The following is a 24,133-nucleotide window of genomic DNA, read 5'->3' on the forward strand; positions in this document are numbered from 1 at the left end:
CTTCATTCAAACGGGAAGCTATCTAATCGCTCGTATCCCTTGTCAGTCACCAGAACTTGGGTTTCAAGCTTTACGCTCTCGGAGCCTTCTTCCGCCATCAAGCTTTCGACGCAGACAACCATGCCGGACTCGAACCGCCCTGACATCGCGCCGGGCCCCCAATCTACGTGCAAGGGCACCACCGGCCATTCATCAGCCATGCCGACACCGTGCACCGCGAGTGAATAACGGTAGGGCACGTGCGCATCGGGGATGCGCCAACTCATCTCATTAAATTCGGTGAAGCTCGTGCCGGGCCGCACAAGGTTAAGATTATCATAAATCTGATCCAATGCGGTATCATACAGGCGGCGCTGCGTACCCGTCATCTTTGTATATCCGCAGGTCCAGGACCGGGACAGGTCGGCGCAATAGCCGTAAGGCCCGATCATATCAGTATCGAACGAAATCAATTCACCGGCCTGACAGACCTTGTTTGAACATTCCTGATACCACGGGTTTGTCCGGGGTCCACACGTCAGCAACTTGGTTTCCAGCCAGTCTCCGCCTGAACGGGCGTTTTCAAAATGCAGGTGTGCCCAAAGCTCACGCTCGGTCACGCCGGGGTGGGAGTGGTCGTAAATGCGCGCCATACCGGCCTCGCACACACGGATTGTCCAGCGCATAAGTTCGATTTCATCGGCTGATTTGATCGATCGGGCGATTTCGGTGATTTGCGTGCCCTCTATATAAGACAGCCCGCGCGCTTCCAGCGCATGGACACCGCTTCCAGCCAGAGTGTCGCAGGCAATACGCGTGTTGCCGCCACCATATTCTCGGATCAAGTCAGTGATTTCATCGGCCCAGTCTTGAATGGTGGTCCCCACCTTGTCACCCGAGGCCATGAACATCCAAGTTTTGGCGATACGAATTTCGTCAATTCCGGGTAAGCCCTCGCTTTGATGCAGGCAGCCCTTGAATTCGAACATTATCGCCGGACCACCCGCAAGGATCAGGGCATAGCGCATGGGATTATGTAGCGTCCAGACCTGCATGTTTGAACAATCAAACGCGTAGCGAATATTGCATGGATCATAAAGCAAAAGTGCCGCGCAATCCGATTGGTTCAGATGGTCGCGTAGACGTTGCAGCCGATATTTCCGTGCGCGGTTTAAAACCGTATCGGGTACGGGGCTTATTAGGGGTTTGTCTGCGCCCTCAGCATTCAGATAGGTCAGTTTGCGGTCATCTTTGAATGCCGCACTTACATTCATGATGCACGTCCATAGAACCCGATACGCTCCTGCTCCGAGAATTGCACGCCTGAGCGCTCGTAGTAGGAAAATACAGCGATGATGCGGTCCTGATCACCTCTGACAGGTGTTACACGATGAGCTGTGTTCTTGCCTTTGAAGATGTTGAGAGTACCGGGTTCCAGCGTTATGAGCGTTGGTGTGCGTCGTCCTTCCAACAGATCTGCCACACCTTCGAAGTTTGGATTTATGTCGCTGCGCAGATCCTGATCGTATTCGAACTCACCGCCCTCGTCGGGGGCCTGCAACATCAGCGTCGTCGTAAACTCTGAGCGGTCGAAATGCCAGTTAAGCGCCTGACCATCTGAGTAGCCCATAACATTCACCCGGGCGAGCGGGTCCTGCATCGTGAACAATTCGGTCTTGTCCATGACAGCGGCTAGGAATTGAGCGAAGGGCCGCCATTCATATAGGCGGATCACTGCGGCACGGCCCAACTGATCGGCGCAGATAGTCCGGTTCGAAGTTTCAAATTCTGTCAACGCTGGATGATCGGCCTCCAGACCAACGATATCCTTCTTGAAGTAGATATTGTGACGCCGTGCGTGAGTGAACGCTTCGTTATCAAGAACCGACTTCAATTCTTCAACCGCGCCCGGCAACGCCTCGGGCCGGAAAAAGCCCTGCAAATTAAACAAACCATCTTTGGCCAGGCTGGCCTTGCAGCTCTCGATCAAATTCTCCCAGCCAAGGCTATAAGGCTTGTGCAGGGGATAGCGCTCCAGATCGATCAGGTCTTTCATGTCAGCCCCTCCATGGTGATGCGCAGAGGTTAAATGTGTGGAGCGCTTTCAATCAATAGTGTTTCTAATTATGGTCCATAAGCAAAACTTTCGGATGACTCATGGACAAAAGCGCTCCACTCAACGCCCTTCGTGCTTTCGAAGCCGCAGCCCGCACCGGATCGTTCACCAACGCAGCGCGTGAGCTGGGGGTCAGTTCGGCCGCGGTCAGTCAACAGGTTAAACTGCTTGAGGACTTTTGGCAGGAGATGTTGTTCATCCGGCAAGGCAATCGAATTTCATTAACCGAAGCCGGGCAAACCGCCTATCCGCAACTCGCCCATGCCATGAGTGAATTGGGCGCGTTGTCGGCCAAGATGCTGCGCAAGCGGCAACGGAAGAAACGATTGACACTAAGCTCACCTCAATCAGTGGCTGAAACCTGGCTCGCGCCGAGAATCGCTGCGCTCGCAGATGATGACGGACATGTGCCGCTCAGTATCCGTGTGGACGAAGACCCCATAGATCTGGTGCTAAGCAAAGTAGATTTGCGGATATTCTATGGTCACGATCTCTATGGTGAATACCAAGTTGAAGAGCTTTTTGCGGATAGATTGATAGCCGTCGCCAGCCCGGGTTTTGCCGCGCGTCATGGCAACGAGTTGGGAGCCGTAGAGGATAATTCCTTCATTCACACCGACTGGGGACGAGGGTTCGCATCTTCTCCGGACTGGGAAACCGCATTGCTGGGCCACAGGGGGGTCGACCGCTCTTCAGGTCTGCTGGTTCAGTCCAGCAGTGCCGCTCTTAATTTTGCCAAGCACGGTTTGGGTGTTGCTTTGGTGCCAAACATGATGGCCGCCGATGAACTTTCCGCAGGTAGGATCATAACAATGGAATTTGAACCGTTAGAGCTCACACACAGCTATATGCTGGCTTACCCAAAGAGACTCAGGTCAAACCCTGAGATCCGACTAATTCTTGAAACATTACGGAATGTGTAAGATTACTGACCCGGTCAGCCTTGAAAAAGAGTATTGCTCCAAAGTTTGCTGGAGCTGTTGAACATTCTCAAAGCAGATTTTAACGCATTTGTGTAAAAGTCCGTTACGTCCGCATTGCTGTTGTCGCGGAGCGGCACCCCGAATGGCTGGTTTCGCAACCCTTGGGTGATTGGCGGCATCATAGCGAACCGCGAAAATCTCTGAATTTGGGTGTTATGTGAAGCGATCTCTGGTTGAGTAGTGACCATTCAGTGGGACTATTGCCAGTGGCTCTCTAGCGGACAGAGCTAATCTCCTCCAAGTCACGATATGACACGCCGTATCGGACATAGAAGAACACAGCAAAGAGGATCACACCCTTGGGGAACTGCGCGCCTTTGAAAAATATCATAGACTAATCTTCAACTAAATAATGCCGTTCGCCACACAGGCGCTAACGCCATGAAGGTCAATGGTCTAAAGTTTGCAACAGATCCCTTTCCGAGGCTGCCAACCTACTCAATGCGAATGCCATCACAGCTTGGTCGTCATTTTGTAACCGGAAGGAAAATAGAGTTTGGCATGAGTCACGTTGTTCTCCTTCAGCCAAGTGGTTCTTTCGACGGTGAATAAGGCCGTTCCTTCGTTTTCCCCCAGGAACTCCGCAACCTCCAGATTGGCGTTGGTCGCTGAAAACGTCAGTTCAACCTCGGTAAACGGAACCTCACGGACAAGCCACTCGTTTGGCCCAATTTCTTCGAACGACTGATCGCGTGCCTGAGGAATGGTCGCAAGATTGATCCAGCGCTCTTCGAACTGAAAGGCTTTGTTTGAGGCAAAGTGCATACATCTGAGATGCAGAACCTCACCCCCTTTTGGGATCTTGACCTGAGCACGCAACCAGCCGGGGGCGGCGATGACCTCGCGCTCTACAAGCGAATATCGATAGGTGGCCCCTAGGTTGGTGATTTCTTCCCGAATAAGCGGAATTGTGATCCGGGCCTGGCGCGTCGGGGCTGTTTTAACCCGTGTTCCTGCCTTGCGCTTACGCTCAAGAACACCATCATCAACCAGTTCGCGCATTGCTCGATTTACCGTGGCCCGCGCACAGCCAAATTCCTTGGCAAGCTGAATCTCACCGGGCACTGCCGCGCCGGGAGGCCAGGTGTTGTCGCGGATGCGGCCAAGGATGTTTGATTTTATATCCTGATAGCTCACCCGCACGACAAATGGCCTATAATATGTCTAAATTTATTGCATAATGTTTGTACTCGTATGCGGCGAGGGATTGCAACCGTCGGCGCGCCTAATTCGAACATCAGCAAGCATACGCAGCCTTCCTATGACCAACCCGAAATGCAAGCAGCAATGAAACATGTCCGAACCAGAACCCTGGAGCCGGTCCTGTGGCAAAACGGCATGGGGACCACGCGAGAAATTGCACGGGCAAGTGGCGAGCAGGGCGTCATCTGGCGAGTGAGCCTTGCTGATGTGGAAGCTGACGGGCCATTTTCCACATTTCCGGACATGTCTCGTATCCTGACCGTTGTCGAGGGAGATGGCCTTGATCTGGTTGGCCCTGCGACACCGTTGAACGCGCAGTTTTCCGATCCACTCAGGTTCTCAGGCGATCTTGAATTGTGGTGTCGGCTGACAGCGGGCCCCGTGCGCAATTTTAATGTAATCTATGATCCTGTTCAGTGCGCTGCATCCGTGGATTGTCTGACCGGTGAGGGCACTCATAAGCTCCAAGCGGGTCCGAACGAAATTTTGTGTCTGTTTTCAGTGTACAAGGGCCTCTCTATCGACGGACACAGGGTTGAGCCCACTGAGGCAGCGGTCCTCAAGGATGGCAATTTCACAGCCATCGGTTTTGAAGACAGCATTACATTATTGGCGCGCCTCAAGAACCGATAGCGGGCAAGAGAACCTCAATCGACTATGGGAGGTAACTCAGCCGTCACGCGTTGAAATTAGCCCGAGGTGCATTTTTGCGCGCGAAGTTCCGACAGGTGGCTCAGCAATGCGTTTGCTGTTTTCCACGTCACCTGCTCCTTTTCTTCAGCGGTTAGTGCTGCCGGAACAACCGCATGCGTATAAGGATCGTCCGTGAAGATCGGATAATCCGATCCCAGCATAATTCTGTCTGCGCCCAAAAGCTTAACAGCTGCCTCCAACGCACGTGGCCCTAGCGAAGCGCAATCGTACCAGAGCCGACGCAGACGCTGGGTCGGGAACGGATCATCCGGGTTGCGATGCCGCGCAATGCTTTCTAACCGCTCAAAAATAAAGGGGAGCGTGCCGCCCAAATTGACTATCTGAAAGGAAACAGCCGGGTAAGAATCCAACAGGTCTGACATGATCATGGTCAAGGCGACCTGAGAAGCGCTGGATTGCAGTTCCACTGCGGACAGTCGATATTGCATCAGGTCCGCGGGGCGCGGCGGCGGGTTTTGCCCGACTTTCAGACCAGGGTGCAGCATGATGTGACAGCCGTATTCATTTGCCGCTGCCAATAGCGGTCGCAATGAGTCAGCTTCGGCCAGAGAGTTGAAATAGTTCGACGGCAAAATAATTCCCGGCAAACCCAGATCGCGACGAACACGGCGAAGCTCTGCACAGGCAATATCAAGATCATCCAGCGGCACTCCGGCCAGCCCGATCAGGGCACCATCGCTATCAATTCCCAACTGGGCAAGGTGGTCGTTAAAGGCTGAGATGACCGGTGCAATTTCCGTGGCGGGCAACAGATCGGCGCCAAGTGCTCCGGGGAAGGTCAGCAAGCGGTGCGTCAGTCCCTGCTTTCGCATTTCGGCCAGACACACTTGCGGGTCATGATAGGCATCGGTGAACGGAAATTCCCCATTCATCGCTGACATCACAGTGACACCATCTGTGCGTGTTCTAAGGCGAGGATGCGACTTTCGGGCACGCAAAGTCTCGACCAGCCCACCACCGTAGTAATGGGAATGCATGTCAATGCGCATATCGGTCTCTCCTGACATCTCGATTACTGACGTAGCGCACAGAAAAGGCCCACCGATTGATTATCGCAGCGGGCCTTTTACAGTGTCAAAGTCAGAACGTTACAGGCCCCATTTTGCGGCGGTCGCTGCAAAGAATCCCTGCGACTGACGCAGTTCGATCCAACTGTTCACATAGTTGATCCATACCTGATCGCTTTGGGGCATCAGCATCGCGATCGGTGTCGGCGCACGCGCCTCAGTTACTTCAATCTGACGCAGGTTTGGGAATTTTTCGAGCAAGGTCGAACCTTCGATATTCGATGTGATGAAAACATCAGCGCGCCCTGCCAGAACCTCCTGGAAACCGCGTGCCGGTGCCTCAACAACCTTGATATCAGCGTCAGGGAACCACTCGCGGACGCTTTTCTCGAATGTCGTCCCCAAGGTGGTCGCAACCTTGACTTCCCCGTTGTTGATCGAGTCCCAATCCGAGAAGTTTTCAGCCTGTTCTTCAGTCGTAAAGGGATAGATTTCAACTGAGATATAGCTATTCGAATACCCGGCAGCTTTCAGGCGGGGCGGGCTGATAGAGGCCGAACCTGTAATGTGATAGTTCCCGGCAACGACACCGTTTACCAGGGTCTTCCAATCCGTTGCCACGAATTCAAGCTCCACGCCCAGATCTTCGGCGAGTTGGGTCATGACGTCGATATCATATCCCTTGTAGGAATTGGTTGCCGGATCCCGGACGGACATCGGGTTCCAGTCGCCGGTTGTCCCGACTTTCAGCACCCCATTGTTCAGTATGTCATTCAGAGCCGATTGGGCATTGGCCGCCCCTGTGAGCATTCCAAGTACAAGACCCGCGGCCAGGCCCATTGATTTCAGCAGCTTCATCGCTTCCTCCCCTTTTGTTCGCGCGTTCGCAACCAGATTTATGTCTGTATTTATCACATTTTGTATAGTTTTAATTTGAAGGCAAAGCTAGTCTTACGCTAACAATCTCAAAGGGGCAGGTCTATGTCAGATGCATCGCCGGTCATCACAATCCGCGACTTGAATAAGTGGTACGGAGACTATCACGCGCTCAGAGACATCAATCTGGATGTCTCGCTTGGAGAAAGAATTGTTGTATGCGGGCCTTCGGGATCCGGCAAATCAACGCTCATACGATGTGTGAATTCTCTGGAGGAGCATGATTCCGGTTCGATCACGGTCGACGGGATCAAAATGACGGACAAAAAGGCCGCCGAGGAAATCCGATCCGAGGTTGGCATGGTGTTTCAGCAGTTCAACTTGTTCCCCCACCTGACAATTCTCCAAAATCTGACGCTAGGACCAATCAAGGCACGTGGCCTGTCGAAATCGGACGCGGAAGAACGCGCCATGACATATCTCGAACGAGTCCGGATTCCTGATCAGGCGCACAAGCGGCCAACCGAACTTTCCGGTGGTCAGCAACAACGGGTCGCCATAGCGCGCTCACTTTGCATGGAGCCCAAGATCATGCTTTTTGACGAGCCCACCTCGGCGCTAGACCCCGAAATGATTTCGGAAGTGCTCGACGTGATCGTGGATCTTGCCCAAGAGGGAATGACGATGATCTGCGTTACCCACGAGATGGGATTCGCGCGCAAGGCAGCGGACCGGATGATCTTTATGGATCAGGGCGAAGTGATTGAAACAGGTACACCCGAAGATTTCTTTGAGGCACCTAAATCAGAACGTTGCAAGCTTTTCCTCAGCCAGATCCTTCAGCACTAAGGGGTATCACATGAAACGTACAACGCTTGTCGCTCTTTGTGCGCTTGTCATTCTCGCCGGTTGTAGTTCTTCGGGCAACTGGGGATGGTACGTCGTCAACCCCTCTACAGAAACGGGTCAGAACAACATCCGATTTCTTTTGTCGGGCTTCTGGTCGACGATCAGCCTGTCGTTGATTGCCGCCGTTCTATCAATGGCCATCGGGCTTCTGGTTGCCCTGCCGGGCATGTCGTCAAACCGATGGCTGCGGTTACCAAGCAGGGTCTACATTGAATTCATCCGGGCCATACCGCTCCTGCCGATGTTGTTCTGGGTGTTTTACGGATTCCCGGTTGTTCTGAAATCTATCGGTATCAGTATCAGCATCGACGCTTTTTGGGGCGCGATCATCACGCTGGCCATTTCGGATAGTGCCTTCACCGCCGAGATCTACCGCTCGGGCATCCAGTCGATTGACAAGGGCCAGACCGAAGCGGCAAAGACTGTTGGCCTGAATTACCGCCAGACGATGCTGTATGTAATCCTGCCGCAGGCGATCAAGCGGATTCTACCACCGTTGGCGAACCAGTTCATCTATATCGTAAAGATGTCCGCCTTTGCCTCGGTGATCGGGATGCAGGAGTTGACGCGCCGTGCCAACGAGTTGGTCGTAACGGAATACCGTCCGCTTGAGATCTATACGCTTTTGATCTTTGAATATCTTGTTCTCGTCCTGATCATCAGCTTCTTCGTACGCTGGCTGGAACGAAAAATGAGATCGGACGAAAGCCGTTGATCAATGAACAAAGCTGGCAAAATCCGCAGCGACGGCCTGCGCCGCAGCATTGACAAGTTCACGCCCGTGTTCGGGTCGGGCCAGTTCAGAATAGGACCCGACGCGTCCATCGGCAAAGTTGCGCCGATGTTCATCGGGCGGCCCATGGCGATCACCCGCGTGGGCCGCGATGTACTCGGCAGAAAGCTTGCGCGGCGGACTCGTGTCTCCCGCCTGAACAACCCGATGGGTGGCCTGTGTGATCGCGACCTCGGATGGGGTGGCGTGCATACCCTCCCAGTCGCCGTAGTAGCCACGTCGGAGTTTGTTGACCCGGTCAAAGTCCCACCAGCTCCGAATTCGGATTGTCGCACCTACGTCGTGTGCCGCCTTCCGCAAGGGCTCAAGGTTGGCACCGTGGCCGTTCAAAACATAGATCATCGAGAATTCATGATGGGCCAGCCCTTGCATAACCTCTCTCGCCAGATCGCAGTAGAGACCGGCGCTCAGCGAGACGGTGCCCGGAAAGCTCATGTTGAACGGCGCAGGGGCGTAAGCCAGTTCGGGTGCCACGACCGCGCCGGCGATATCGGCCGCAGCCCAGGCGATCTCGCGCGCGCAAATGGCATCCGTACCGATCAGACCGATGGGCCCGTGCTGTTCGACAGACCCGGTCGGCAGAATAACTCCCTTTTGGGTCTTGAGGTATGTCTCGACCTCGGTCCAGGTCATCTCTTCCAATCGCATATTGCCAGCTAACAGAACCAGTCAAGAAAAGGAAAGACACGATGTCCTGGAGCGGATTTCTCACTGAAACAATGGGACGTATCGGCGTTTTGCAGAAACAGGCGCCGGGTATGTTCGAGGGGTTCAACTCGATGTCCAAAGCCGCCAAACGCAATGGCGCGCTGGATGAAAAGACCAAGGAGCTGATAGCCCTGGGTATCGCGATCTCGACGCGTTGCGACAGTTGTATCGGGTTTCACACCAAATCGCTTGTCCGGCTCGGCACCACCCGCGAGGAGTTTTGCGAAGCCTTGGAGATGATCGGCTATATGGGCGGCGGCCCTTCGATCGCCTTTGGCGCAAAAGCGCTGGAAGCGTTTGACGAGTTCACTGGCACCGGTGCTCACCCCTATTAGACAGGGCCGTGTCCTCGGCTATGCCGGCGGGCCGCACCATCCCAATCGAATAGCATTGCCTCGCCCCTATCCGCGTTCGCCACTTGGCAGATCAGCATGAACAGGTGCCTTCGGCGTCTGATCTGCAAATCAGCCCTGATTTTTCCAAAAAGAAGTCAGGATCATTGAAATCGGTCTAGGTGCTGGATGAAGGACGTGAGGCGAAAATGGCAAGGTTCTGTCGCTGGTGGCAGAACTATGTGTCGCCTGACACAGGAAACCAGTGGCGGACCGAGGAGCAACTCAATATTTTTTGTAAATATCTGTTAAATAGCTATAAAAATATCCACTTTAAGAAGCATACCACTAAATATACCACACTAAGTATAAGAACTGGCGTTTCAAAGCCTCAAGTTCGAGTATGACGGAACGACCGGTAAAACGTATATTACAGACACTCGCGCAAAGTGCCGCGAACGTCTGCATCGAGCCCAAAGCAGAAACGCCATGCGATTAAGCAGAAGAACCTGCTAGCACCAAAAATCAGTGGTCAACAATCTTACTCAATTTCCGAGGATCGCGCCCAGAGATTGATTTCCTCTTCCGAGCTTACCTCGTCAATCTTAGCGAGTTCCGCTTCGGTAAATTCCAAATTCTGGACCGCACCTACGCAATCCACGATCTGCTCAGGTCGCGAAGCGCCAATAAGGGCTGTCGTAATCCGGTCACCTCTCAGCACCCAAGCAAGCGCCATCTGAGCTAATGATTGACCGCGTGACGCCGCTATGTCGTTTAGAGCCCTGACACTCGTCAATGAACGTTCGTTGATCATGCCGTCCAATAGAGACTTGCCTTGGGTCGCACGACTGTCTTCGGGAATGCCGTTCAGATACTTCGATGTCAAAATACCCTGGGCAAGTGGCGTGAACGCAATCGATCCCACGTTCAATTCGTCAAGCGTATCCAACAGCCCGTCCCGCTCAACCCATCGGTTGAGTAGGTTATACGACGGCTGATGAATCAGGCACGGCGTGCCAAGGTCTTTCAAGATGGCCAGCGCTTCGCGCGTTCGTTGCGAGTTGTAGCTTGAAATTCCGACGTAAAGTGCGCGCCCAGAGCGCACTATATAGTCTAAGGCCCCCATAGTTTCTTCCAGAGGGGTATCTGGATCGTAACGGTGGGAATAAAAGATATCTGCGTATTCTAACCCCATCCGCTTGAGCGACTGATCACAAGAGGCCACAAGATACTTTCGTGATCCCCACTCCCCATAGGGGCCCGGCCACATATCATACCCTGCCTTGGTAGATATGATGAGTTCGTCCCGATAGCCTGCGAAATCAGTTTTTAAAATTTCACCGAATGCTTCTTCCGCCGATCCCGGTGGTGGGCCATAGTTATTTGCTAAATCAAAGTGCGTTATACCCAAGTCAAAAGCAGTGCGGCAGAGATCGCGCTTTGTCTGGTGCGGGGTATCCCCACCAAAGTTGTGCCATAGCCCAAGGCTTATCGCGGGTAGCTTTATGCCAGACTGCCCACAACGGCGATAGACCATTTGCTCGTAGCGGTCCGGATTAGGAAGAAATGGGCGTGGCCGAGGCTTCGGGGGGCGTTGTAATTTGCTCATCTGTCCATAATCCGAGATCATCACCCCGTGTCAATTCAACGAGATAGTAATCGGCTATCAGCGAAGCCTGACGTATAGACGGAACATGCCTAAGGCATTGCCAACGTAGATTGTCAAACTGCAAACTAGTCCTCGAATAACGCGCGAACCTTCGACATGTCATAGGCATGTTCCGTCAGGTTTTCAGGATCCCATTCGCTTCGCTCAGCTTCAAAAAAATCCCCGCCGTATACGTGGATTGCTCCGGTCAACTTGGGGATAGGGTTTGTAACCGAGTGAATGAGGTCCTTACCAAGCGGAGCATATTCACCCGTCGACAATGCTCGAGCCCCCGCCGCTTCAATGCGTCCGTTAGGGTCATCTGCTACGCGCCGCCAAAAAATGTTATCTTCTCGGCCACCATAAATACCGATCACGGCCCACATTTCGTGATTGTGGGGCATTATGGTCATTCCTGGCTTCCATACGACGTTGACGATTGTCAGATCACCTGACTTGTAAATGGGAAAGATACCGCTTTCGGTCGGCTCTCCCAAGGCTTGCGTCACGCCCGCGGGATCGCGCATCGCCCGGTCCACCACCTCAGCCACCGATTTGTGAGACGCGTCCTGATCTACTGCGGTCCGGCAGTCCGCTACAAACTGTTCCATGTTCCACATATCTTCAGCCCTCAATTGCATACGATAAATGCAACAGGGTAGCACATGCTGTAAAATAGACGAAATTGGGACCCAGATTGCAGCTGCATGTATCGGGCATCTAAGACTTCCAATGACTGCTTGGCTTGCTTAGCGTTCTTTCGCCAGATCGGGGCGGATGTCTAATTTGCGGAACCATCCGTCGATTGCATCGCATAAATTAGGCTGTCTGTTTGCTTAATCGAAAATGCGGTTGCCCTGCTCGTCGATCACCTGTTTCGCCTTTGCGATGCTGAAGCTTTCGCCCTGATCCCGGGTCTCAAAAACATCCGCCCGGATCACTGTATGGGTCTTGCGATTTCCGCCGATGGTCTTTTCGATACGGGCTAGAAGGCGGTACTTGCCACCTTCGGGCATCAGGTCCGGAAAGATTTCGAACCCTCTGTAAGAGACTGGCTCCGGCTCCAACTTTTCACCACCACCGAAGAGTTTAGAGAAGAGGGACATTGGGCGGCTCCTTTCAGCGTTGCTATGACGGGAAACTAGCGCCGCTTAGGACAGGCGTGAAGCATGTCGTGCTATCACAACATTTGCCTTCGATCCGTTGGCACGCTCCTTGCGTTGCCTAGTACGTCCAGATCCGCGGTAGAAGTCCATTCCCCACACCACGCTCCCTTGTAAGACTGTCCAGACCGCCATTCTGACACGCCGCCGACGACGACCGCTTTTAGCCCAAATGAAACTAGAGTTTACCCCGTTTTACCTTTTTTAAGGAACTAACTCAGGCTCTTGGTAGCACTGATTACACAATGCGACCACAGACAGCCGGATGGGTCACTTGGTTAACCGATCTTCTGAATATACGAGAGGGTCTATGATCGCGACTATGTCGCTTCCACTGTCCTCCAAGCCAAGTCTTTCGCAAAGCCGTGCAGAGGGAATGTTGCCCGGAGCGATGCCTGTCTTGAACCCTGTGGCCCCAAGCTTTTCATGCGAGTGAATTAGAGCTATCGCCCCCAAGACTTTTGCAATGCCCTCGCCCATGCGTTCAGGTTTGGTCGAGAGTTGCCCCCATTGTGCGCGACTATGCAGCCGACTGCTGGAGGGATGACACAGAACTGAGCCCGCAGTTGCGATTGGGGCACCTGATTTATCAACGACGACCATAGCAAATCCGGGCCTAGACAATCCGCGCATCACTGGACCTATTGGCGGTAAAACACCGTGGCTCAACGCGACTTCCGCGAAAGCTTCAAGCCATTCTGGCGGAGAGCTGCGATCAATCACTCGTATGGATAAATCTTCGGGCAACGCCTGAGTTGCAACCACTTGCCGAGCGGCTTCGACACAGTTCAGACCGCCAAGATAGCAAGCAATCGTGTCGGTCTTTAAACCCTCGCTTTCAATTCGTTCGCGCGCCGACGCAACCTCCTCACGCGGTATGCTTTCTATCGCCGTGATGCCAAGAATTCGGGCCATTGCGACGGCATCATCCAACGCCCCGCTATATTCGTTGGCAATCTGTATACCACGCCCATGGCTACAAAACCGAGGGTCATCACCCAACAGCTGCATAAGATGCTCGCCCATGGTTGACATGCGTCGTTGTGCTTCACTTCCGAATACTTCCATGAGATTTCCCTCGAAGTACCACATGACAGTTGGGAGATGATCGTTTGATAGGGGTCGTGTCGTCAAGCGGACGTCACGCGCAAGACTGCGACACATAGAGGATTTTGGGAAAGGGCGAGTGGCAGCCATGTCCGCATTGCAGTCGTTCGCGGCAACTTGATTCAAAGTTTGCTTTGCGGACTAAGCTGCCCTTAGCTGCGCTGCGGCACGTTTGCTTTGCTTGAACGACTGCTCAGCGGATAACGCGGACACGCCGCGTAAGAAAATATTCGATCGAACAGAGCGCATCGCCGCTTAGATGACAGTTCGGACATATCGCACAATTTTGTGTATGATGCCGCCGAGCCATACGCTCAAACAATTTCGGACAATATCTAATTTGGAGACGATAGATGCAGCATTTGCATACCAAAGCCCGCAATACTTTTGTCGCCTGTATTAGCTCGTTTTTTGTTTTCGCGCCCGCAGTCTCAGCGGAGGCTAATTTCCAGACGACATGCAACCCAAAAGCGGACCAGGCTTTCAACGAAGGTCTGAATCTCATTCACAACATGATGTACATTCAAGCCGAAGAAGCGTTCGACAAAGCAGCGTCTGCGGATCCAACTTGTGCCATTGCACAGTGGGGCATCGCGATGTCGAACTTTCACCCTCTTTGGCCGGGCACTCCCAGTGAAGCCGAAACAGAGAGAGGGTCTGCTGCAGCGGAAAGACTCGCGTCAATGTCCTCCGAAAGCGCCGTTGAACAAGCATTGATCGACGCCGCTGTTGCTTTCTACGCCTCAAGCCAGGAAGGCTACCGCGCTCAGCTTAAATCGTGGGCGGAGAAACAGGTGGCAGCTGCGGACCAACATGCAGACGACTTGGACGCCGCGGCGTTTGCGGCGCTGGCGCGCCTTGCAACGGCGCCGCGAGGGGCAGACGGAACCAAAGTAAAGTCGCAGGTGGGTGATACGCTCGACGCGCTTCATCAAAAGGCACCAGAACATCCTGGCGTCATTCACTACGCGATCCACGCCTATGACAATCCGCCACTCAAGGAGCGAGGCAGGCCGTACGCCGAGATTTACGATAAAACGGCTCCAAGCGCTCCACATGCGCTGCATATGCCCGCTCATATCTTTACACGAACAGGAGAATGGGAAAAATCAATTGATCTGAACAGCCGGTCCGCTGAAGCAGCTCTTGAGCAATCAAAAGACGTGGTACAAAGCCATTATGCGCATGCGATCGACTACATGGTTTACGGCCACCTACAACTTGGGAATACAGACGAAGCTGCAGGGCTGGTCGACGAAATGCTCGCAATTCAAAATCATCAGACCAGTTTCGGAAGCGCTTATGCGTTAGCGGCTGCACCCGTTCGGCTGCCTCTTGAGCAGGGTCAATGGGACGTCGCGGCGGCACTGTCGCCTGAGATGCATCCGGTCATTCCATGGGAAAAATTTCCGCAAACTGTAGCCATGCGGTGGTTCGCGATCGGTATCGGCGCGGCCCGTAGCGGTGATGTTGATACAGCGCAAAGCGCGCTTGCCGAGCTCAAGTCTTTGCACGCTGTGATGGAGGAGCGTGGGCAGGGCTATTGGGCGCAGTTGACCGAAGCACAGATCATGTCGGTGGAAGCCTGGCTTGAACTGGCGGGTGGGGCCTCTGAGGCCGCAGTTGCTAAGCAGGCAGCCGCGGCTGATCTCGAGGATAAGATTGGCAAAAGCCCGGTCACACCCGGCCACGTCCTTCCGGCACGAGAACTTCTCGGGGACATGCTGATGGAGCTTGGAAAACCCAATGAAGCTGCGGTCGCTTATCAGGCGACGCTGGATCTTTCTCCAAACAGAGCAAGAAGCCTCGCCGCACTTCAATAAGTGGCAACAACACACTTGGTCGGTGCTTTGTAGTTTTTGCAGCAGCATCGACCGATTTGGGCAAAAGCAGCCGCATAGCGACCATGGCCCGAACGACTGCCATGCGGACTAAACCGCCATTTATTTCAGCTACCAAAACTTTGTGAGGTAACGGAGTTGTTGATCTTTCTTAGCCATTGCGTCTTGTGACCCACCTAGCCACACTAAAATCGAAATAAAATCCAGCGAACTCCTAAGTCGATGGCTAATGAAAAAAAATTTGAACGGCGTCTAGCGGCAATTCTGGTAGCCGACGTCGTAGGGTTCAGTGCTCTGGTCGGCAGGGATGAGGAGCGAGCGATCCGCGCGTTCAAGTCCCATATGTCGGTTCTTGAACTTCTCATAGCATTGCATTCCGGGCGCATCTTCAAATCTACGGGGGTGGATTCCTGGTGGAGTTTTCGTCGGTGGTCAACGCTGTGTCATGCGCCGATGCGATGCAAAGGAAAATGTACGAACGCAACGCGCAGGAAAAAGTTGGCAATCCTTTCGAGTTTCGAATGGGCGTTCATTGCGGAGATGTTATTGCTAATGGCCATGATATCCTGGGCGACGGTGTCAACATCGCCGCCCGTCTTGAATCTGTATCCGCTCCTGGTGGAATCGCCGTCTCTGCCCGCGTTCGGGACGACGTTGCCGGAAAGTTAGATATAGCCTTTGATAGCAAAGGTCTTGTCGAGCTGAAGAACATAGCTGATCCGGTTCATGTATATTGCACTAGTCCGCAGATTTCGACGCCGCTGGTTGCCGAAATTAGTCTGCCTGACAAACCTTCGATCGCGGTCCTTCCGTTCGACAACATGTCTAATGAAGACGACGACGAGTATTTTGCCGACGGGGTAACAGAAGACATCACCGTTGCCCTGTCCCACGTGCCATGGGTTTTTGTCATAGCGCGCAATTCGTCCTATTCCTACAAAGGGCTGTCTGTTGACGTGCGCCGGATTGGGAGGGAGCTAGGTGTTCGCTACATACTAGAGGGCAGCATCCGCCGTAGCAGCAAGCGCCTTAGGATTTCAGCCGAACTTATCGATGCAGAGACAGGTGTTCATATTTGGGCAAAGCGCTTCGACGGCGTAACAGAAGACGTATTCGATTTGCAGGATGAGGTTTCCGCTGAGGTCGTCAGCTCAATTGCGCCAGAAATCCAGAGCGCAGAAATCAAGCGTGTCTTGCGGAAACAGTCAAAAAACATGAACGCCTACGACATGTATCTAAGGGGCCAGCATGCCCTTCACCTCGGACGCATAGAGGATGCGACCGAATGGTTCGAGGCGAGCCTGACTGAAGCGCCGGAATTTGCCAAGGCACGCGCCAAGCTGGCGTGGATTGCAACGGTTTGGCACTATTTCGGCAAGAGTCCTTCGGGCGATGATAGGATCAAGAGCCTTGAACTTGCCCGCGGCGCACTTGAACAGGACACAGATGACCCCGAAGTATTGGCCTATTCTGGCTATACAATCGGCTTTCTCGACCGGAAACCGACTTATGGCCTTGATCTGGTCGAGCAGGCCATCGACAAAAGCCCGAGTTTTGCCTGGGCTTGGGCATCAAGCAGCCTGCTTTACTCCTATATAGCAGCGGCCGATCAGGCCTTGATACGCGCGCGCGTTGCACTGCGCATCAGCCCGCGCGACCCATTCGCCTTTCGAACCTACATTGCAGTGTCCCTAGCCAATATCGTCAAAGAGGACTACGAAGCTCTTCTAAGAAGCGGGGACAAGGGCATAAGTCTAAATCCACGCGCCATAAATTTCCATTATCACCGAGCCATAGCGCTTGCTCAGTTGGGCCAGATGAACGAGGCGGAAAACGCCCGCAACCGTGTTCTGGAGATAGACCCAGGATTTCGCATTTCTGAGTACATTTCTTATTGCAGAGATGAAATCGGTGTCAGTGATGGGCTGAACGTTCCGCTTGAAGACGGATTGCGAATGGCCGGGTTCCCCGAATGAGAATGCTTGTGCCTTCTGCGCTTAGATCGCCTTCAGTTATTTGGGCCGAGTAAATGTGTTTATTGTCGCTTAAACAACCGGGTCTCTTTGACCCGCTTTTCTTTTGATACCTCTACAAAGCGAGCAAACCCATTCCGCAGTACCATCAATCGCGAGTCCAGAACTCATTAGGTCGTGATGAGAAACGATCCGTTGCTCCCGGCAGAAAGGACAAGTTGCGACCGCATGGAAATCTGGAACGTGAGTGACTTTAGGTGGCACAGGATTACAAACCATCGGATTCTCCTTACGCGACACCAATGTCGGCTTCGATCAAAAACCAATGCCTCCTCTTGGCATTTTCCCGGGCCGCGGAGGTGCTAATCCTAACACAAATCGATGGGCTGTGCGATTGTCATTGGGAGTTCGGCTCTGGGCTCAAGGCGGCCATTCGGCTGAATTCAGTGAACGGCTTCTTTGCGGACAAAGCTGCCGTTTGAATTCGCTCTGGGAATGTCGGCTTGTGTCGCTCAGCTTGGAGCAGTCGCATACTCCAAGGACGCAATTAAGACACGGCTTATTTGGTCAACCGCCCCGCTGCGAACACGCCCGGGTCTATCGCCATGAGATGCACGTCATTAGTTGGTGCCATCTCCAATTTTCTGCACAAACCTTCAGAAGGCGCGTTACCTTCACGGATCCCTGTGAAAAAAGCCCCAAGACCATGGAGATCACGCATAGCAAGCATTGAATTTGCGCCCATGATCAGGGCAATCCCCTCGCCCCGCCGCGATTCATCTGTCGCTAGCATACCCCACCAAGCCTGATCGGCATTCCGGTGATCAGGATGAAACTGCGCAACGGCTGCTGTTGCCGCGACGACTTTCCCATTGCGGTCACGTGCCAACAAACACACGCTCGGGCGTCTCAGCCCGCGGATGAACGCGCCCATCGGAAGCAGGACTCCGCATGCCTGTGTGAGCGTATCCAATTTGGCCAGGGCATCACCTGGTGTTTGCGCATCCACATGCAAGAGTTCGAGATCTTCGGGTAACTTGCGCGACGCCAAAACCATGGCCGCGGCTTCAAGCGATGCTGCGCCCCCTTGCCAGTCAACGAACTGATCAGTTTTCAGACCGTGCTGTTCAAGCCCTTCACGCCTACGATCGGCAGCTTCGACAGGAGTTCCTTCGGCCATGCAAACGCCCTGTAGTCGAGTCATCGCAATTTGCTTCACCAAATCGATGTCGTTCTCCGCGCTAAGGCCCACCGCGCGGCCATGGCAGGAATAAGTCGGGTCATTCTTGACCAATGTCCAAATACGGTCCGCCCTGCGTTGCAGGTCCTGCTGTTCTGGCTGGCCAAAAAATTCATTCGAAAAATCTGTCATAACTTATTCGTAGCATCAGCAAGCTTGATGGGAAAAAAATCTAGCAACGCGCTTTGGCGACCAAATAACAGCGGACAATCGTGTGCAGTGCAGCATTCAGCAGTTTGGGCTCTTTAGTTGATTCCGCTGCGCCTTGATATAACGGCCGCTGTTGATCTGAGGGAGTAACGCTTGGGCCTTGGCGGCACCTACGGGGACCCTTCGTTGCCGAGCTCAGGCACTTAGACGTTCCCTTTGATATTGTTTGCAAAGCGCGGACGGGTAAAAATAAAGTTTTTCAGTTCTATGTTGCCCAAGCCTACCCTAAAGAGCGGGACAAACGTGTTGGACGTCTCGACCAGGATGAGCGTGTTCTGATCCGACATCGGAGGCAGGGCATCTTTATATTGGCCAATATTTGCGTCGGTCAGCTTTTCAGTAAATCCACCGCGAATTGCAGACCAATTCACCGAGTGGCTGTCGGCGGCCACATCGTAAAGAACTAACGAAATTCGGATTTTCAGATCAGATTGATTGGCCACCATCAAACTGAACATTTCTTCCATCACGTCAATGTAGGCGCTGTTGATTTCCCGGGTTTCGCGAGAAATCAGGTCACCAATCGTATGCGCCGCTTTGATGTTCGAAGCACTTTGCCTGTAGGCTTCGAAATACGTATATCCCGCCATGATCGCCCAAAAGAGCATAGGGGCAACGAGGACTGCCTCGACGGCAATCGAGCCATCTTCCCGTGCTCGGAAACTTTTCGGGCAGTGAGATAGAAGTCGCTTAATCATGGTACTAACCAGGCTCCTGTACGAAGACAGTTGTAGCGGTCAGGGCGTACTGGCCTTCTTCGTTGACCAATGCCTTGCTCATTGCGGATGTTGAAAAAACGGGGTTGATCTTGGCGCAGGCCCGAAGAACCATCAACTCGTTCTCAAGGCCGTTGTGGAAGGTCCGCACGGGGCGAGCCACTTCGGAGAGGTCAGTGCAGTCAGGGACAGTTGGTACTTTCATAGCCTCAAAAGGATCCTGCCGGATCATTTCCAAGCGCACGCTGGTTTCGCAATTTTTGATAAAACTGGCACGGCTACAAATGAGCGCCTTGATGTCGTCGTGTTGTGGGTTGATGCCGGTGTTTAGCCGGATGTCGCGCACTGTCAAGTCGACGGCACGCTCTAACTGCGCGTGTTTCAAGGTTACTATGCCAAGCTCCAGCCCCGCAAGAACCAAGAAAAAGATGGCTGGGAAGACGATTACAAACTCGACGGTCGCATTTCCGTCTTCATGGCGGCGGAGCTTAGCTAGAGCGGAAATCAACCTACGGATCATTGTGTCAACCTCAACATACGGACGGAAGACGCGATCGAGGTAAAGGCATCTGTGAGGTCAGGGGCCGATGCATCATAATAATGACTGGCGGAGCTTGCGCAACCTTGCAGTACCTTTTGGCCGTTCGTCGGGGCGTCGACGCTGACACTGAATACAATCACCCCCTCATCCTTGGCGGCCTTGCATACGTGTTTGGTGCGCGCATCCTTGGCTACTGCATTTTTCTTGCTGAACGCGCTGCTTTCCCACTGCCCATAGGCACTTGGCGACTGGGTGAAAATATTGTTTTCGATGTATTCCAAGGACACAAGGTTCAGCAGCTCAACGTAGGACAACTGTACCGACTTGCCGGGCTCGTCTTCTTTAACGCATGAAGTTTTGCTGCCATTGGTTGTGCAACGTGAGTCCCCGTTGCCGTAAGGGTGATCCTGCCAGCTGTTATCATGAGGCCACCAATACATAGGGGTGCCATTTGATTGGAAGACTGAGAAACGATCGGCTTCCTCATTGTACCACAAATCCGACAAGGTAGTACGCATCGAGGGGTTGAGCATGTGCTGATCGGTATTGTCCCCGTCGGACACCAGGATCAGAACTTTTAGAACGTTACTATTGTAATCCATTGGGCGGTATTTGAATGCTTCCGGGACGATACCATCACCATCTGCGGATACAGGAGTGGCCAGACCATTGATGACTGGGCGTGTGCTCGGATCCAGTAAAATAAGGCCCCAATTTGCACCGTTGTCCAGGCCAGAATCTTCGTCTGCCACTGGGTTGCTTAGCTTGGTCAAGCCATCGACATAGTCATGAAGCACTGTTTCATTGTTTTGGAATGGCAGGATCGCCGATCCGTCGCGGATTGGGCAGACAGGATGCTGAATCGGCTCTTTTGTCTCGGTGTAAGGGTCAAAATGAGCCGTTTGTTCCAGCACTCTGGTCAGAGAAAGATCAGGCTTGCTGAATTCGTTGTCGATAAAGTTGACGCAGTGCGAGTAGTCATGAAAACGGTCGAGATTGTAGTACTTCAGCAACTCTTTGCCGGCGTTAACCTGGCTGGAATATGGAATCAGGGAGAATGAAATCTCGTTGCTCCAAGCCCCGTTTTTCGTTCCAATCTGTGTGATGATGCTTTTCGTAGCTTTTTGCAGTGCAGGCAGGTCAATAGAGGTCGAGACGTCCAACACAATTGAGATTTCGGCCAAACCGACGCTTTCCTCGGCAGTGCTTGCGGCAGGGGCGTTCAGTGTTTCGACGCCGGAAAGGTGCATGAATTGGGTCGGAATCTCGGACATGGCTGTCGCCGATACCTCACGATAACCAGTGTCGTTGACTACATTGATATTGGTCAGATTTTCCAGAAGGCCCGCCTTTTCCAGGTACGAACGAACGACAGATTCTGGTTCCGCCTTTTGATCAAGATCCGCCGCAGCCAAAACAGACCGATCCAGCGTGTACTGCAAATTTGCACGTTCGCTCTCGTAGCGCATGAAATCGATACCAATTCCCACAAAGGCGACAATAGCCACAAACATAAAGAGGGCGAATATAGTAAGCGCGCCATCCTCGTCGCTGGCAAGACGTCGAGCACCTTTCCACACACCGAATGCAGGAGAAACGCTAGAGCTCGTTGATTTTACAAAATTCGTAGGCATTTATAACCTCCTTTAGCGGCGGAAAGCTGCCATAAGTTCATTTCTATTAGGGAAAAGCTCGCAATTGCAGGTATTGCAATTACGGAAACATTTACTAGGGCATTGACTCAGAATCCCTCTAAGAATTTGGAATTATGTTTATTTCTTAACTGAGAGCACCTCTATAAAATCTGTGATTTGAATATGTCAAAAACGTGGCGGCCTGCTGGTCATTTGGAGGGATTATCTTTTATGGAAAAGAACGATTCATTCATGTCTGGTTAATATAGAGGCTTCAAAAATGGGGCTGCCTTCTTGAAAACGGCCATTCATCCCATCTGGCAGAGCACCCTGCAGCGCTGCGGTCAGCACCAAGGGCAACGCGCAGATGGTAGACTATGCAAACAAACATAGAAACACGCCTGCCTCCAAGCTGGTGATGGCATCCAGCAAGGCGCAAGAACAAGGGCCTCAGGACGCGATGAAGGCCGCGATTCGAGCCGCATTTGTGGCCAACCCATGAAAAAGCCGACCTTCGCTGCGCTATGTCGAATGAGCAGGTCGGGCTCGCAGCGGACGTTCGGTAGTTTCAGCCCGATGTCTGCTTTGCGGACATTTCTGCCGTTTGCTGCGGCGCAGAGCTATGGAACCAATTGAATGATTGCTCAGCAGGCGGAGTGGACGAACAGAACTATCTTTCGCTGTCTCGTCTGATAGCGCGGACCCTCATTGTCTATCTCAGGGCAAAAGCCTTCATCTACCACGGGATCGATATATAGCTTTCGGCAGACGCTCTATTTAGAAAAAAGGCCATTAGAAGAAAATACAACAATATTGGGGCAGCAAATATAGCCCTTCTTATCGTAGGTTTTAGGGAGCTATTCTTGTCCGGGCCAAATGTTTCGGCCTCGGCGTCTTTTAAAGGCGGGAATAGCCCCCTTTTGCTTTGCTTAACCATAGTTAACTCGTAAAAATAAACTATTTGCTATTTTTCAGACCTCACATTAACCGAGTGTTAACACACCTATTATTTCCGATTTAGCGGTTTTTTTTGACCGCTGCTGGAAACAGAAACTTGAAAACTACTGCTTTTGTTATCAGTTTTATTTCCCCAAGTGATTCTTTTGGAAATAAAGGCCAAGTTGTTAATATTCCATTAAAGATAACAACTCCTGAAAGTCGAATAGCTGCCTCATTCTGGCCGTGTTTGAACAACGTTTTTAAGGATGGCATTCGTTCGCCACCGCTGACCAGTATTTCTCTAAACGAAAAGGATTTCTACCGTGTTGAACTTCCTTAAAGTGAGCGTCTCCGCAATCGTACTGTCTACATTTGTGGTCGCGCCAGTCGTGACCGTTCTCGCTACCGATTACGCATACGCAAAAAATGGTAACGGCAAAGGTGGAGGTAACGGCGGCGGAAAAGGGGATAATGGAGGTGGCAACGGTGGCGGAAAGGGCGGCGACAACGGTGAAAAAGGTGCCAAAAGGGGATGGGGTTCCGACAAAACGCTGAACGGGGTAAATACGAAGTCTGCCAGCAAAAGTCGTAAGTCAAAGAGCGGCAGTCGTTTGGGTCGGGCTGTGAAGGAAGACTTTCAGGCCTTGGGCCGTAACCTGAAGCAAAACGGTGTCAAAGGTCTATTCAAAGGGAACAAGGCACGGACCACCACAACACGAACAAGTAAAGCGAGTGTCGCGCAATCCCCGAGACCACCAAGCAGAAAAGCAAAACTCCTTGATGATGGCACGCTTGCCCCGCGTAACCTCGGCAAACTGAATGGTGCCATTAACTCCAGTGTAAATGCAAAACTCGCGCATATCGCGAACGGACAGTATGCGAAAGGTACAGGGCCGGTGAGCCTGGCCGCTGGCCTTGCCGCAGCCGACGCAAATTTCAATCATGTCATGGGTGAAGATTACGACTTGAGCCCTGAAGAAGTGAAGGAAATTGCTGCGGCGTATGATTATTTGGACACGGCTCCAATGACGCTGGAGGAAGCTGAACAGGTTCTTGCCGATGAGGCGTCCACTCCCGGTACGATTGCGCCTGAAGATTTGGAAACCGCACAAGCGGTGAAAGATGCGCACGACGTAACAACAGATGAGGACGGAAATCCGATAGCGCAACCGACGGACGATCAGTTGGCGGCTGCGGAGGCGGTGCATGAAGCGGAGGCCAGTTTGTTGGGACATTACAAAGGCGATTTTTCTGAGGACAAAATCGTCGCGGAGGAACAGCAAGACCGCGTCCTCGGCGCGGTCCGTGCCTCCAATCCCGATGAAGAATCGGTAAGATCCACACTTGGCATTTCGGATGACGGAAGCGTTTATGCCGACGGCCAGGAGGACGATGATGTTGATGGAGAACCGGAGGAAGTAGATTGAGCAGCCTCATCTGACTGGTCCAAGTTGATTGTTAGTGCATCATCGGCCTCTGATCCATCGGGATGATGGTTTCA

The 24,133-nt window shown here is 52.8% G+C and carries 24 protein-coding genes and 1 pseudogene; 10 read left to right on the forward strand and 15 right to left on the reverse strand.

Annotation, left to right across the window (positions count from 1 at the left end; genetic code table 11):
• Positions 1-2: 2 nt before the first annotated feature.
• Both AC2FIB_RS21280 and AC2FIB_RS21285 read right to left on the reverse strand, forming a co-directional pair.
• Positions 3-1,253 (reverse strand): M24 family metallopeptidase, encoded by a 1,251-nt coding sequence (locus tag AC2FIB_RS21280; RefSeq protein WP_496737594.1) that lies wholly within the window; start codon positions 1,251-1,253, stop codon positions 3-5.
• Positions 1,250-2,035: a 2OG-Fe(II) oxygenase gene (locus AC2FIB_RS21285; protein WP_496737593.1), complete on the reverse strand. Its 786-nt coding sequence runs from the start codon at positions 2,033-2,035 to the stop codon at positions 1,250-1,252. Before AC2FIB_RS21285 ends, AC2FIB_RS21280 begins: the two co-directional genes overlap by 4 nt.
• 101 nt (positions 2,036-2,136) lie before the next feature.
• Between AC2FIB_RS21285 and AC2FIB_RS21290 the strand changes: the two genes are divergently transcribed.
• Complete coding sequence (locus AC2FIB_RS21290; protein ID WP_496737592.1) at positions 2,137-3,018, forward strand: LysR substrate-binding domain-containing protein; 882 nt, start codon at positions 2,137-2,139, stop codon at positions 3,016-3,018.
• A gap of 277 nt (positions 3,019-3,295) precedes the next feature.
• Here AC2FIB_RS21290 and AC2FIB_RS21295 read toward each other — a convergent pair.
• Together AC2FIB_RS21295 and hutC are read right to left on the reverse strand one after the other, a co-directional pair.
• Positions 3,296-3,409: pseudogene (locus AC2FIB_RS21295) on the reverse strand (IS6 family transposase); the annotation flags it as partial.
• 122 nt (positions 3,410-3,531) lie between these two features.
• A complete protein-coding gene (hutC, locus tag AC2FIB_RS21300) occupies positions 3,532-4,215 on the reverse strand; it encodes a histidine utilization transcriptional repressor HutC (RefSeq protein WP_496737590.1) in 684 nt (227 codons plus the stop codon).
• A 150-nt stretch (positions 4,216-4,365) separates the two neighbouring features.
• Here hutC and AC2FIB_RS21305 point away from each other — a divergent pair, with 150 nt between their 5' ends.
• Positions 4,366-4,914 carry a HutD/Ves family protein gene (locus tag AC2FIB_RS21305; RefSeq protein ID WP_496737588.1) on the forward strand — a complete coding sequence of 183 codons (549 nt, stop codon included), beginning with the start codon at positions 4,366-4,368 and terminating at the stop codon, positions 4,912-4,914.
• Between the two features lie 56 nt (positions 4,915-4,970).
• Here AC2FIB_RS21305 and AC2FIB_RS21310 read toward each other — a convergent pair whose 3' ends face one another.
• The gene (locus tag AC2FIB_RS21310; protein WP_496737586.1) at positions 4,971-5,984 is read right to left on the reverse strand and encodes an amidohydrolase family protein; all 1,014 of its coding nucleotides are present in this window, start codon (positions 5,982-5,984) and stop codon (positions 4,971-4,973) included.
• A 99-nt stretch (positions 5,985-6,083) separates the two neighbouring features.
• Positions 6,084-6,860 (reverse strand): transporter substrate-binding domain-containing protein, encoded by a 777-nt coding sequence (locus AC2FIB_RS21315; protein ID WP_496737584.1) that lies wholly within the window; start codon positions 6,858-6,860, stop codon positions 6,084-6,086.
• A 123-nt stretch (positions 6,861-6,983) separates the two neighbouring features.
• On the opposite strand from AC2FIB_RS21315, the gene AC2FIB_RS21320 reads away from it, so the two are divergent.
• The gene (locus AC2FIB_RS21320) at positions 6,984-7,727 is read left to right on the forward strand and encodes an amino acid ABC transporter ATP-binding protein (protein ID WP_496725760.1); all 744 of its coding nucleotides are present in this window, start codon (positions 6,984-6,986) and stop codon (positions 7,725-7,727) included.
• Between the two features lie 10 nt (positions 7,728-7,737).
• Positions 7,738-8,502 carry an amino acid ABC transporter permease gene (locus AC2FIB_RS21325; RefSeq protein WP_496737582.1) on the forward strand — a complete coding sequence of 255 codons (765 nt, stop codon included), beginning with the start codon at positions 7,738-7,740 and terminating at the stop codon, positions 8,500-8,502.
• On the opposite strand, the gene AC2FIB_RS21330 is transcribed toward AC2FIB_RS21325, so the two are convergent.
• Complete coding sequence (locus tag AC2FIB_RS21330) at positions 8,503-9,228, reverse strand: creatininase family protein (protein WP_496737581.1); 726 nt, start codon at positions 9,226-9,228, stop codon at positions 8,503-8,505. It abuts the gene before it with no gap.
• A 41-nt stretch (positions 9,229-9,269) separates the two neighbouring features.
• On the opposite strand from AC2FIB_RS21330, the gene AC2FIB_RS21335 reads away from it, so the two are divergent.
• A complete protein-coding gene (locus AC2FIB_RS21335; RefSeq protein ID WP_496737580.1) occupies positions 9,270-9,623 on the forward strand; it encodes a carboxymuconolactone decarboxylase family protein in 354 nt (117 codons plus the stop codon).
• Between the two features lie 538 nt (positions 9,624-10,161).
• On the opposite strand, the gene mgrA is transcribed toward AC2FIB_RS21335, so the two are convergent.
• The 4 genes from mgrA to AC2FIB_RS21355 all read right to left on the reverse strand — a co-directional run bounded on the left by mgrA (position 10,162) and on the right by AC2FIB_RS21355 (position 13,499).
• Complete coding sequence (gene mgrA, locus AC2FIB_RS21340) at positions 10,162-11,229, reverse strand: L-glyceraldehyde 3-phosphate reductase (protein WP_083445396.1); 1,068 nt, start codon at positions 11,227-11,229, stop codon at positions 10,162-10,164.
• 125 nt (positions 11,230-11,354) lie between these two features.
• Positions 11,355-11,879, reverse strand: coding sequence for a cysteine dioxygenase family protein (locus AC2FIB_RS21345; protein WP_246097323.1), 525 nt, complete (start codon positions 11,877-11,879; stop codon positions 11,355-11,357).
• A gap of 225 nt (positions 11,880-12,104) precedes the next feature.
• Entirely contained in the window at positions 12,105-12,374 is a 270-nt protein-coding gene (locus tag AC2FIB_RS21350) for an HlyU family transcriptional regulator (protein WP_496842689.1), read from the reverse strand.
• A gap of 327 nt (positions 12,375-12,701) precedes the next feature.
• Positions 12,702-13,499 carry a GNAT family N-acetyltransferase gene (locus AC2FIB_RS21355; RefSeq protein WP_496842690.1) on the reverse strand — a complete coding sequence of 266 codons (798 nt, stop codon included), beginning with the start codon at positions 13,497-13,499 and terminating at the stop codon, positions 12,702-12,704.
• A 392-nt stretch (positions 13,500-13,891) separates the two neighbouring features.
• On the opposite strand from AC2FIB_RS21355, the gene AC2FIB_RS21360 reads away from it, so the two are divergent.
• Together AC2FIB_RS21360 and AC2FIB_RS21365 are read left to right on the forward strand one after the other, a co-directional pair.
• A complete protein-coding gene (locus AC2FIB_RS21360; RefSeq protein WP_496737574.1) occupies positions 13,892-15,361 on the forward strand; it encodes a tetratricopeptide repeat protein in 1,470 nt (489 codons plus the stop codon).
• A 476-nt stretch (positions 15,362-15,837) separates the two neighbouring features.
• Positions 15,838-17,355: an adenylate/guanylate cyclase domain-containing protein gene (locus tag AC2FIB_RS21365; protein ID WP_496737629.1), complete on the forward strand. Its 1,518-nt coding sequence runs from the start codon at positions 15,838-15,840 to the stop codon at positions 17,353-17,355.
• Between the two features lie 556 nt (positions 17,356-17,911).
• Here AC2FIB_RS21365 and AC2FIB_RS21370 read toward each other — a convergent pair.
• The 4 genes from AC2FIB_RS21370 to AC2FIB_RS21385 form a co-directional block, all read right to left on the reverse strand.
• Positions 17,912-18,724 (reverse strand): hypothetical protein, encoded by an 813-nt coding sequence (locus AC2FIB_RS21370; protein ID WP_496737572.1) that lies wholly within the window; start codon positions 18,722-18,724, stop codon positions 17,912-17,914.
• Between the two features lie 221 nt (positions 18,725-18,945).
• Positions 18,946-19,500, reverse strand: coding sequence for a TadE/TadG family type IV pilus assembly protein (locus AC2FIB_RS21375; protein WP_496737571.1), 555 nt, complete (start codon positions 19,498-19,500; stop codon positions 18,946-18,948).
• 4 nt (positions 19,501-19,504) lie between these two features.
• Entirely contained in the window at positions 19,505-20,038 is a 534-nt protein-coding gene (locus AC2FIB_RS21380; RefSeq protein WP_496737569.1) for a TadE/TadG family type IV pilus assembly protein, read from the reverse strand.
• Positions 20,035-21,693, reverse strand: a complete 1,659-nt coding sequence (locus tag AC2FIB_RS21385) for a TadE/TadG family type IV pilus assembly protein (RefSeq protein WP_496842691.1) — start codon at positions 21,691-21,693, stop codon at positions 20,035-20,037. The genes AC2FIB_RS21380 and AC2FIB_RS21385 overlap by 4 nt, the downstream gene beginning before the upstream one ends.
• 367 nt (positions 21,694-22,060) lie before the next feature.
• Between AC2FIB_RS21385 and AC2FIB_RS21390 the strand changes: the two genes are divergently transcribed.
• The 3 genes from AC2FIB_RS21390 to AC2FIB_RS21400 all read left to right on the forward strand — a co-directional run bounded on the left by AC2FIB_RS21390 (position 22,061) and on the right by AC2FIB_RS21400 (position 24,059).
• A complete protein-coding gene (locus AC2FIB_RS21390; protein ID WP_255415467.1) occupies positions 22,061-22,195 on the forward strand; it encodes a hypothetical protein in 135 nt (44 codons plus the stop codon).
• 552 nt (positions 22,196-22,747) lie between these two features.
• On the forward strand, positions 22,748-22,972 hold the full coding sequence (locus AC2FIB_RS21395) for a hypothetical protein (RefSeq protein WP_496737566.1): 225 nt from the start codon (positions 22,748-22,750) through the stop codon (positions 22,970-22,972).
• Positions 22,956-24,059, forward strand: a complete 1,104-nt coding sequence (locus AC2FIB_RS21400; protein ID WP_496737564.1) for a hypothetical protein — start codon at positions 22,956-22,958, stop codon at positions 24,057-24,059. Before AC2FIB_RS21395 ends, AC2FIB_RS21400 begins: the two co-directional genes overlap by 17 nt.
• The last annotated feature ends 74 nt before the right edge of the window (positions 24,060-24,133 follow it).

Source organism: Ruegeria sp. YTSA072, assembly GCF_059610285.1.